The 10,564-nt window shown below is 58.4% G+C and carries 10 protein-coding genes; 2 read left to right on the top strand and 8 right to left on the bottom strand.

Annotation, left to right across the window (positions count from 1 at the left end):
• Positions 1-337: hypothetical protein (locus tag BLQ98_RS18295; protein WP_167354549.1), on the top strand; the 337-nt coding region annotated here is incomplete at its 5' end.
• Between the two features lie 137 nt (positions 338-474).
• Here BLQ98_RS18295 and BLQ98_RS13475 read toward each other — a convergent pair.
• The 4 genes from BLQ98_RS13475 to mgtE form a co-directional block, all read right to left on the bottom strand.
• A complete protein-coding gene (locus tag BLQ98_RS13475; RefSeq protein WP_093733826.1) occupies positions 475-2,247 on the bottom strand; it encodes an SLC13 family permease in 1,773 nt (590 codons plus the stop codon).
• Positions 2,248-2,397: 150 nt separating this feature from the next.
• Positions 2,398-3,210, bottom strand: a complete 813-nt coding sequence (locus BLQ98_RS13470) for a TIGR00282 family metallophosphoesterase (RefSeq protein WP_093733825.1) — start codon at positions 3,208-3,210, stop codon at positions 2,398-2,400.
• A gap of 74 nt (positions 3,211-3,284) precedes the next feature.
• Positions 3,285-3,842, bottom strand: coding sequence for a 5-formyltetrahydrofolate cyclo-ligase (locus BLQ98_RS13465; protein ID WP_093733824.1), 558 nt, complete (start codon positions 3,840-3,842; stop codon positions 3,285-3,287).
• Complete coding sequence (gene mgtE, locus BLQ98_RS13460) at positions 3,842-5,245, bottom strand: magnesium transporter (RefSeq protein WP_093733823.1); 1,404 nt, start codon at positions 5,243-5,245, stop codon at positions 3,842-3,844. The genes BLQ98_RS13465 and mgtE overlap by 1 nt, the downstream gene beginning before the upstream one ends.
• Positions 5,246-5,362: 117 nt before the next feature.
• On the opposite strand from mgtE, the gene guaD reads away from it, so the two are divergent.
• Complete coding sequence (gene guaD, locus BLQ98_RS13455; protein WP_093733822.1) at positions 5,363-6,655, top strand: guanine deaminase; 1,293 nt, start codon at positions 5,363-5,365, stop codon at positions 6,653-6,655.
• Between the two features lie 82 nt (positions 6,656-6,737).
• Here the strand turns inward: guaD and BLQ98_RS13450 are convergent, their stop codons facing one another.
• From BLQ98_RS13450 to BLQ98_RS13435, 4 genes are all read right to left on the bottom strand, one after another.
• Complete coding sequence (locus BLQ98_RS13450; RefSeq protein ID WP_237271974.1) at positions 6,738-7,178, bottom strand: CAP domain-containing protein; 441 nt, start codon at positions 7,176-7,178, stop codon at positions 6,738-6,740.
• A gap of 68 nt (positions 7,179-7,246) precedes the next feature.
• The gene (locus BLQ98_RS13445) at positions 7,247-8,587 is read right to left on the bottom strand and encodes an 8-oxoguanine deaminase (protein ID WP_093733821.1); all 1,341 of its coding nucleotides are present in this window, start codon (positions 8,585-8,587) and stop codon (positions 7,247-7,249) included.
• Complete coding sequence (hisN, locus tag BLQ98_RS13440; protein ID WP_208596067.1) at positions 8,584-9,390, bottom strand: histidinol-phosphatase; 807 nt, start codon at positions 9,388-9,390, stop codon at positions 8,584-8,586. Before hisN ends, BLQ98_RS13445 begins: the two co-directional genes overlap by 4 nt.
• Before the next feature lie 57 nt (positions 9,391-9,447).
• Positions 9,448-9,822 carry a helix-turn-helix domain-containing protein gene (locus BLQ98_RS13435; protein WP_093733820.1) on the bottom strand — a complete coding sequence of 125 codons (375 nt, stop codon included), beginning with the start codon at positions 9,820-9,822 and terminating at the stop codon, positions 9,448-9,450.
• Between the last annotated feature and the right edge of the window lie 742 nt (positions 9,823-10,564).

Here is a 10,564-nt window from a genome sequence, read left to right as displayed (position 1 = left end):
GGTCCTGCCGTTTGAAGCCGAGAGCGTGGTGAATACTATTCTCGACAAACACTGGGGTAAGCTGCTTCCAGAGGCCTTATGGTTGGCTCAGGTCGATACTTACGGAACGTCGGATAAGCGCAGACCCTATGTGATGACCGGCGTCTACATACAGAAATTGCGATCTACGAGAGAGGATGTGCCCAAACACATTATGCAGCGCTTGTCAGAAAATGGTCGCTATTATGCTCAACGGGTTGAGCTTTCTAAGGCCGAGGAAAAGAAGGATGCGCAACACGTTCATCGCTATTATCAAAATGAAGCAACTGCATTTTATAATAAATGGCTGAAGGATTAAGTCGCTCCAATAGCAGTTTCCTTCCCCCCGCCTCTACCGGGGGGAAGATGGTCAACATCGACCACACGAACCAGAACGGCTGGGGGCCAGCCCCCGGACCCCCGGAATTTAATCCATTTGGAAGCGCGGGCTGTGCGCTACCAGAACAACGGGATCATCAGGGAGACGAGCAACGACATCGACAGGTTCAAGGGAATGCCGATGCGCATGAAGTCGGTGAAACGGTAGCCGCCCGGACCGTAGACCAGCGTGTTCGTCTGGTAGCCAATGGGTGTCGCGAAGGCGCAAGACGCTGCGATCATGACCGCGACCACCAAGGGGCGCGGGTCCATGCCAAGCGCGGACCCGAGGCTGATGGCAATCGGCGTCATGATCACTGCCACCGCGTTGTTCGACACGATCTCTGTCAGGATTGTCGTCAGCAGGAACACCGCAAAGATCACATAGAAGGGTGACAGAGTGCCGAGGAAAGGCGCGATGTTGTCAACGATCAGGCTGATCGCGCCGGAGTTTTGCAACCCCGCCCCGACCGCAAGCATCGAGAAGATCAGCGCCAGCAGCCGGCCATCGACGAAACTGAACGCTTCTTCCGCGTCGATACAGCCCGTGACCAGCACCAGCGCCACAGCAAGCACCGCCAGCAGCAGGATCGGCGCGACGTTCAGCGCGGCCAGCACCACGATACCCACCAGTGCAGCGATGGCGATCGGGGCGTGCCCACGCCGGAATGCGCGCGCCGAGGGCTGCGATACATCGACCATATCCATATCTGCGGCAAGACGCTGGATATCCTCCATCGCGCCCTCGAGCAGCAGCGTGTCACCGACTTTGACGATAAGATCATCGAGCTGGCGGCCGATGTTCTGGTTCCGGCGGTGCACCGCCAGAGGGTACACGCCATAGCGCCGCCGCAGACGCAGCGCCCCAAGCGTGCGACCCACCATTTTGCAGCCCGGTGTAATCAGCACCTCTACGGTAGAGGTTTCAACGGCGGAAACCTGATCGACACGTTTCAGTTCCTTGTTGGCCTGAAGGCTCAGCAGTTCCGTCATCTGGGTCCGCAGAACCACACGGTCACCGACCCGCAGTTCGACACTGGCAAGGTCGCGGCGCAACGACTGATCGCCGCGCACCACGTCTATCAGCCGCACGCCTTCGCGTTTAAAGAGCTGCACGTCCAGCACCTCGCGTCCGATCAGGTTGGAGTCCGGCGGGATCACGGCTTCGGTGAAGAACTTCATCTTGGACCGGTCCGACAACATATTCGCCATACTGTCACGCGCAGGCAGCAGCTTTGGCGCGAAGACAGCCATATAGATCAGGCCCCAGGCGCAGACCACCAGCCCGATGGGCATGATTTCAAAGATGCCAAAAGGCTCCAGCCCCTGCGACCGTGCGACACCATCCACCAAAAGGTTGGTCGAGGTCCCGATCAACGTCAGCGAGCCACCCATGATCGCGGCATAGCTAAGCGGGATCAACAGTTTGGAGGCTTTGGTGCCAAGCGTCTGGCTCAGTTGCACCACGACCGGAATCATCACCACCACCACAGGCGTGTTATTCATAACCGCCGACGCCGCCATCACCGCTATGATCACGCCCACCACCGCGGTTTTCGGATGCGTCTTGGCATAGCGTTCGGCCATGCGCGTCAGCACGTCCAACGCACCTGTGCGCACCAGCGCCCCCATCACGATAAACATCGCGGCAATGGTCCAGGGGGCCGAGTTCTGAAGCACCGCCTGCGCATCATCATAGGGTAAGATGCCAAGCGCCAGCATGATGGCCGCCCCCGATAGCGCCACGACCTCGGTCGGGAGGGATTCGCGCAGGAACATGACGAACATGATCACAACAACGGTCAACGCCAGGATTGCAGAGGTGCTATCCGACAGGTTTAGAAAGTCCATTCAGGTATATCCGGCCTTGGGCAAAGGAAAATCAGACTGCAGTTTCGTCGATTGCTTCGTCCACGGCAAGCGCCGCCTTGGGGCAACTGTCAGATGCCCCTGCCCTGCGCTATTCCGGATACGGGTCTGTCATCCCCCGCAGCATGGCGGTTATGGGGCGCTTTGCTGCAGCTTGCCGCCCTGACGCACAGGCACGATGCGGGTCGCCTTGCCGGTGCGGTCGTCCGTCTCGATATAGACGCCGGACAGGGTCGCTTCTTCGTTGGCGGGGGTGAACCGGTCCTTGGGCATGCCCGTGATAAACCGGCGCAGGGGTTCGGTCTTTTCCATCCCGATGACCGAATGATAGTCGCCGGTCATTCCGGCATCCGTCAAATAGGCTGTCCCGCCGGGCAGGATCATCGCGTCAGAGGTCGGCACATGGGTATGCGTGCCCACAACAAGGCTGGCGCGGCCATCGCACCAATGCCCCATCGCCATCTTTTCGGATGTAGCTTCGCAATGCATATCGACAATCACCGCAGAGGCCATGCCCCCCAGCGGATGGGTTTTGAGCACGGGTTCGAGCGCCGAAAACGGATCGTCAAAGGGGCGTTTCATGAAGACCTGACCAAGCGCTTGCGTCACCAGCACCTTGCGCCCGTTCTGGGCGGTGAACAACCGTGCGCCTTTACCCGGTGCGTTTTTGGAAAAATTCAGGGGACGGATGACGCGCGGTTCTTGTTCGATAAAGCTCAGCATGTCTTTTTGATCGAACGCGTGGTCGCCCAGGGTCAGGCAATCTGCGCCCGCGTCCAGGAGCGCTTTGGCGTGGCTGCCAGACAGCCCCATGCCAGAGGTGGCGTTTTCACCGTTCACCACGACAAAATCGAGCTTCCATTCCGTCCGCAAACGGGAAAGGTTTTCGCTGATTGCGCGGCGGCCCGCGCGGCCCATGACATCGCCGAGGAAGAGTATTTTCATACCCCCAGCGTTAGGCTGCGCAGCGCCCGAGGGCAAGGGGCGACGCTGGAGTTTTTGCGCTTGTGCCGGTCGGGCTAGCCGATCTCGATCACGCCCGTCTCTGTCACGATCAGATCAAGCGGCTGGTCTGTGGGTTCAAGCGGCAGATCGTCAACCTCTTGTCCCGCAAAGGCAAATCCGATCGCCAAGGTCGCCCGACGTGCGCGCAGCTGTTCAAGCGTGCGGTCGTAAAATCCGCCGCCATACCCCAGACGCCCGCCAGAGCGGTTGAACGCCAGCAGCGGTACAATCACAATCTCGGGGTCGAAAAAATCATCCAATGCAGGGATTTGCGCCCCGAATGCACCGTCCACCAGCGCGGTCTCGGATGTCCAGCGCGAAAACCGCAAGGGTTGCGCCGGCCCCATAATCACCGGCACACCCACGGGCCCATGCGCGGCCGCTTCGGCCATGGCAGGGCGCGGGTCGATCTCTGTGCGGATGGGGAGAAAACCGGACAGTGGCACGCCGCGATACCCTGCCAGCACTTCGCTTAAATACCCCGCCTGGGCTGCATTTGCCGCATCAAACAGCGGCTTGCGACTGGCGAAAGCCGCCTTGCGTGCCGCAGCTTTGGTCGCAGCCATATCCATTACAGCAAAACCGCAGCGGCCAGCCCGAGAAAGGCAAAAAAGCCCACGACATCCGTCACTGTTGTCACGAAAGCCCCAGAGGCAAGCGCGGGATCGACGCCGAAGCGTTCAAGCAGGATCGGGATGCCCGTCCCTGCCAGTCCCGCCACGACCATATTGATGACCATAGCCGTCGCGATTACATAGCCAAGCGCGGGTGACCCGAACCACAAAATACCGACGATCCCCATGATGATCGCGAAAATCAGGCCATTCACCAGCCCCACAAGACATTCACGACGGATCACGCGCCAGACGTTCGATCCGGTCAAATCGCGGGTCGCAATGGCGCGCACGGCGACGGTCAAACTTTGAGTGCCTGCATTGCCGCCCATAGAGGCGACGATGGGCATCAAAACGGCCAGTGCCACAATCTGCGTAATCGCCGCCTCGAACTGCGAAATCACCATCGACGCTGCGATCGCAGTCAAAAGGTTCACCGCAAGCCAAGGCAAACGCTGCTTGGTCGTCTCTATCACGCGGTCGGACAGAGACCCCTCCCCGACACCGGCAAGCCGCAGAATGTCTTCTTCATGTTCTTCGTCGAGCACCGACATGGCGTCATCAATGGTGATCACACCGATCAGACGGCCTTCGTCGTCGACAACCGGGGCCGAAATCAGGTGGTACTGGTTGAACGCATAGGCCACATCGCCTTCGTCACGTAAGGCGGGGATGATCTGAAATGTGTCTTCCAGAATATCACGCATGGGCGTAGCGCGCTTGGACCGCATCAGTTTGCCCAACGTAACATTGCCCACCGGATGCAGACGCGGATCGACCATAACAATGTGATAGAACTGGTCAGGCAGGTCTTCTTCGGGGGTAGCGCGCAGGTGGTCAATCACCTCGCCCACCGTCCAATGCTCCGGTGCCATCACGACCTCGCGCTGCATCAAACGACCGGCTGAATATTCAGGATAGGTCAGCGCCTGCTCAACCGCGACCCGGTCTGCATCTTCCAAGGCACCCAGAATAGTTTCGGCCTGCGCATCCTCAAGGTCTTCGATGAGGTCGACAACATCATCGCTGTCCATGTCGCGCACAGCATCCGACAGCACCTCGGGCGTCAGGATCGCAACGACTTCCTCGCGGATCGATTCGTCGAGCTCCGACAGGATTTCACCATCGAACTCACGGTCATAAAGCCGGATCAGCTTGGTCCGCTCAAAAGCGCTGATCTGTTCCAGAAGGTCGGCGATGTCGGCCGCATGCAGCGGTTCCATCAGCTCTGTCAGCTTGGCGGCGTCGTCGATTTCCACCGCATATAGGATGGATGCCACGGCCTTTTTGTTCAGCCGGTATGCCTCGGCTTCATCTTCAGCATCGGGGGAGAGTTCAAGTTCCTGCGCGTCGTCAACCATGGCTGCCCCCACTTGCGAATTTGTGCAGACCATATGCGGGGCAAAGCGCGGATACAATGGCGCGGAACCGCATCCAAACGGATTGTAGCCGCTGCAGGCTGGGGTTAGACAAACCGCATGAAAACACAAACACTCCTCCTTGGCCAAACGCTCCGATTTACGGGCAATCCCCTCTCTGACCCGTGGGAGGATACAGTCCGTATCGACAGCGACGGCGCGGTTCTGATCGAGGGCGCGCATATCAAGGCCGTGGGCCGCGCCGGCGATCTGCGCAAAGCACATCCGCAAGCAACGGTGAAAGACTACGGCGACCGGCTGATCTGTCCGGGATTTGTCGACGCCCATGTGCACTATCCCCAAACCGCAATCATCGCGAGCTGGGGAAAACGGCTCATCGACTGGCTCAACACCTACACCTTCCCTGAAGAAATGCGCCTGTCCGACCCTGAATATGCCCGCGATATCGCCGGGCGCTATCTGGACCTGACACTGGCCAATGGTACCACCACGGTTTGCTCTTTCGCCACCATCGCCCCCACCAGCGTCGACGCCATATTCGAGGCAGCGGCAGCGCGTGGCCAAAGGGTCGTAGCGGGCAAAACCTGCATGGACCGCAATGCACCCGACGGGCTGCGCGACACTGCGCAATCCGCCTATGACGACAGCAAGGCCCTGATTGACCGCTGGCACGACAAGGGCCGCGCCAGCTATGCGATCACGCCACGGTTCACGCCCACGTCGACGCCCGAACAGCTGGCGGCGCTCGGGGCGCTTTGGTCGGAACGCCCCGGCTGCCTGATGCAGACGCACCTGAGCGAACAGGTCGACGAAATTGCCTGGGTCAAAGACCTTGTGCCCCACGCCCGCGACTATCTGGACACCTACGAGGAACACGGGCTGGTGCGCGATCGCGCCGTCTTTGGTCACGCCATCCATCTGACCCCGCGCGAGATCGACCGCCTTGCCGATAGCGGCGCATCCGTTGTGCATTGTCCGACATCGAATACTTTTATCGGGTCAGGTTTGTTCGACATGGCGCAAATCGCGGCGCGGCGCATCCCTATCGGTTTGGCGACAGACACCGGCGGCGGGTCGTCGTTCTCGATGCTGCGCACAATGGCTGCGGCCTATGAGATCGGCCAGCTGCGCGGCACCCCCACCCATGCAGCGCAGTTGATGTGGCTTGCCACCGCCGGCTCTGCCCGCAGCCTGCATCTGCACGACAAGATCGGCACGCTCGCCGAAGGATACGAGGCCGACATCTCCATCCTTGACCTCGCCTCCACCCCTGCGATCAAGCAGCGAAGCGAGAACGCCAAAAACACCTGGGCCCAGCTTTTCGCGACCATCATGATGGGCGACGATCGTGCGATCAGCGATGTCTGGGTCAACGGGGTGCGCCGAGGCTGACGCCAGCCTCCTTCATTTTGCCCCTTAAACTCCCCGCGGCGCGTCCCGCACGAAGAACAGGCAGCGCCGCCGCGGGTCTATCCTAGCAGGGCGCAGCCAATACCATCGCCCAAATGCGGTCTGGGCTCTGATAGAGACCAAAGGCGCGCGCCTTGCGGCTCATCATGTTGCGGAAATGCGGTGGTGACTGCGCCCATCCCTGCATCGCCTGCGCCAGTTCACGCTGACCCTTGGCAAGGTTTTCAGCGACATAGCACCATTGATACCCCTGCGCGCGCACCCGGTCGCCAACACTTGATCCATCAAGACCGCTGTGAGCGAAATACCCGTGCCGGGCCATGTCCAGCGCATGGGCGCGCGCTGCAGCCTCCAAGCGGGACGAATAAATTAACGGGGCGACGCCCTCGCGGGCGCGCATCGCGTTCAGCGTTTGCACCGATAGCGGGTCTGCCGCGGCAGAGCAGATCGCAGCAACGATCACCCCAATCGCGATGCCAAGCGGTCTAGCAATACGTGTTATCAAATCACCCTCGTTCCACAGCACTTATACAAACGGATTTCGTTCATAAACTCGCGCTGCCAAATGCGGTATCAAAGAGTATCGCGAAGGGCCCGCGCCAGTTGGTTCTGCCGCGCGATTTGCGCGGGCAAGTCTATCGTCACAACCTGCCCGTCCCTTACCACACTGCGCCCTTCGACCAGTAGATCCCGAACCGTCGTTGGTCCCGCAAGCAACAACGCGGCGGGATCCCAGCTGCCCGCGCTTGCAATCCCGCTAACATCCCAGATGGCGATATCCGCTCGCGCACCGACGGCGATCCGCCCGCATTCGGGCCGCCCTAGAATATCCGCCCCGCCCCGCGTCGCGATCTCTAGCGCCTCACGGGCACTCATCGCGTCGGCCCCGCCCGAGACCCGTTGCAGCAGCATTGCTTGCCGGGCTTCGGCCACAAGATTTCCGGCATCATTGCTTGCCGACCCGTCGACCCCAAGACCCACCGGCACACCTGCATCCCGCATAGCCCGAACGGGGGCTATCCCCGACCCCAAGCGGCAATTCGAACAGGGACAATGCGCAACGCCTGTCTTTGTTTGCGCAAACAACGCGATTTCGCTGGGATCAAGTTCGACGCAATGCGCGTGCCAGACATCGGGACCGACCCAACCCAGATCCTGCGCATATTGTCCCGGGCGACAGCCAAACCGCGCCAGCGAATAGGCAACATCTTCGGCATTTTCAGCGAGATGCGTATGAAGCATGACACCCTTGTCCCGTGCCAACAGTGCCGCATCACGCATCAACTCCCTACTCACAGAGAAAGGTGAGCAAGGCGCGATCCCAACACGGCACATAGAGGATGCCGCGCCGTCGTGGAAACCGTCGATCAGCCGAATACAATCCTCCAGTATCGCCGCCTCACGCTCGACCAAAGCATCAGGCGGCAAGCCGCCGTCGCTTTCTCCGATGCTCATCGCGCCGCGCGTTGGCTGAAATCGTATCCCCAGCTCTGCGGCAGCATGGATCGTATCTTCCAGCCGGCTGCCATTAGGATACATATAAAGATGATCCGAACTTAAAGTGCACCCCGACAAGGCAAGTTCGGCGAGCCCGACCTGCGCCGAAACAAACATATGATCCGGCGTGAAACGCGCCCAGATAGGGTAGAGCGTCTTCAACCAACCAAACAGCAGCGCGTCCTGACCACCCGGCACTGCCCGCGTCAGGCTTTGATAGAGGTGGTGATGGGTATTCACCAACCCGGGCGTCACCACACACCCTGATGCTTCAATCACCTCCCCCTCGGTTGACAGGTTATGGCCTACCGCTGCAATGACACCGTCAGCCAACAGGACATCAGCCGCGACCAATTCGCGACGCGTGTCATCCATCGTAAGAAGATAGTCGGCGTTGCGTATCAGCAGTTCGGTCATACCGGACAATTCTTAAGGAACTCTAAAGCTTCGGCGTGTATTTCGCGATTGGCTGCCGCAATTGCACGGCCGCCGTTATGCGCCGGGCCACCGTCCCAGTCCGTCACGATACCGCCCGCTGCCTGCACCACAGCAATAGGTGCTTGAATATCGTAGGGTTGCAGCGAGGCTTCGATGACGAGATCGACCTGACCTGAAGCCACCAAAGCATAGGCATAGCAATCCATCCCAAAACGCGTCAGCCGCGCCTGTTGGGAAACTTTGGCAAAGGCCGCACCTTCATGCGCCGAGCCGACTTCGGGAAACGTCGTGAAAACAGTGGCTTGGGCCAAGGGCTGGGGGCTTCGCGTTTGCAGGGCGTATGCCCCCGACGGTCCCATGACCTCGGCCCGTTCGCCATACCCTAAAAAACGCTCGCGAATATAGGGTTGGTCGATGATGCCGAAGAACGGGCCGTTCGCATCGCTGAGCGCGATCAACACGCCCCAAGTGGGCGTACCGGATACAAATCCGCGGGTTCCGTCGATCGGATCCAATACCCAGGTTAGTTCGGAAGTTCCTTCGGTGGAGCCGTATTCCTCGCCCAAGATTGCATCGTCTGGCCGTTCGCGCTCTAGAATCTCGCGCATTGCCCGTTCGGCTGCTCGATCAGCTTCCGTAACCGGATCATAGCCGATTTGAAACTTGTTGTCCGCAAGCAGATCAGGTTTTCGAAAATGGGGGAGTATTGCCGTACGCGCTGCATCAGCCAGTAGATGACCCACACGAAGTATATCGGGATCCGAATGCAAGTTCTGTATCATGGCTACCGATCTGACACTTTCGCCAGATCCTTGCAAGATAACAGTTTGCGTTAGCGATTAAGCAACATCACTCAGCACACGTGCCAATTCGAACAACCGCCGCCGCTGGTTTTCAGGGATGGCATAATAGGAGCGGATGAGGTCCATCGCTTCTTTATCCCCGACCAGATCCGCAGGTATGTTTTCCAGCCCCTTCTCGGCTTGAGGTTTTTCCGCCTCTAGCCCCTCGAAGAAATGGGCCACATTGACGTTCAAAGCAAAGGCAATATCCCAGAGCCTAGAGGCGCTGACGCGGTTTGCGCCTGTCTCATACTTCTGGATTTGCTGAAATTTTATGCCAACAAGCTCTGCCAGGCGCTGCTGGGTCATGCCGGTCAACCAACGGCGCTGTCGTATCCGCTGGCCAACATGAACATCTACTTTGTGAGGCATCACGATCTTCTTTCTAATTCAGCGCCCATAATTTCGACGCTTGCATTTGTATTATTGAGGAAGTGACCAATTCACGTGGTCCTTTCCGACAAAACGTGCTACTTACAAATCTCATCGCTATGCGCAAATAAAATGAAAATGGACATACGTTCAGTTATCATCCTATTCATCTGCGACACCCAATCACGCGTTGATTTAGCGGACGGATTACCCCTTATACGAGAAATAAACCTAGCGGGCGAAAGTTAAATTGCATATCTTCTTTGCCAATTCTGCACCTATAGTTAAGCTGCATCCCTGTTTACCATTCTCCTCAGGTGACCTTTCTTTGCTTAGGTGAAAATCAGATTATCTTATATATCAACACTATAGACGGCACGGGATGTGACACTTTGACATCACCGGGTGGTACGCGGTGTTTCGCTCATAGCATAAATTAGCCGCGCATATGGCGCGGGTAACGATAACGTTATGTAAGTATGGCCAGCAGGCATCTCCGAGAATCATCAGGTTCATAGCCAGATGATTGCAACACAAACCTTAACACATCGTGTAGGGCTTGATGCTTGCAGACGCGACTTAATGCGCGTTCGCGATTTCCTAAAACAACACTATCGTTAGGTAAAACTTCATAGTTGTCTCTTAGCCTTGTTCAAAACGGGAAAGAAGCCCCCTACGCTTCTCTCTCTTCACAGTGCGTAAGGTGGATTGTGCGACATTTGGCATAGCATCGCCTCGAACT

Origin of the sequence: Sulfitobacter litoralis, assembly GCF_900103185.1 — a bacterium.
Lineage (GTDB): Bacteria > Pseudomonadota > Alphaproteobacteria > Rhodobacterales > Rhodobacteraceae > Sulfitobacter > Sulfitobacter litoralis.
Note: the sequence above shows the minus strand (reverse complement) of the source record. Positions and strands in the feature narration are given on the sequence as shown.

Excerpts from the sequence above, each read along its gene's own strand:
- mgtE (WP_093733823.1), bottom strand. The coding sequence starts at position 5,245 with ATGGTTGACGACGCGCAGGAACTTGAACTCTCCCCCGATGCTGAAGAT.
- hisN (WP_208596067.1), bottom strand. The coding sequence starts at position 9,390 with ATGATACAGAACTTGCATTCGGATCCCGATATACTTCGTGTGGGTCAT.
- BLQ98_RS13465 (WP_093733824.1), bottom strand. The coding sequence starts at position 3,842 with ATGGATATGGCTGCGACCAAAGCTGCGGCACGCAAGGCGGCTTTCGCC.
- guaD (WP_093733822.1), top strand. The coding sequence starts at position 5,363 with ATGAAAACACAAACACTCCTCCTTGGCCAAACGCTCCGATTTACGGGC.
- BLQ98_RS13475 (WP_093733826.1), bottom strand. The coding sequence starts at position 2,247 with ATGGACTTTCTAAACCTGTCGGATAGCACCTCTGCAATCCTGGCGTTG.
- BLQ98_RS13470 (WP_093733825.1), bottom strand. The coding sequence starts at position 3,210 with ATGAAAATACTCTTCCTCGGCGATGTCATGGGCCGCGCGGGCCGCCGC.
- BLQ98_RS13435 (WP_093733820.1), bottom strand. The coding sequence starts at position 9,822 with ATGCCTCACAAAGTAGATGTTCATGTTGGCCAGCGGATACGACAGCGC.
- BLQ98_RS13445 (WP_093733821.1), bottom strand. The coding sequence starts at position 8,587 with ATGACCGAACTGCTGATACGCAACGCCGACTATCTTCTTACGATGGAT.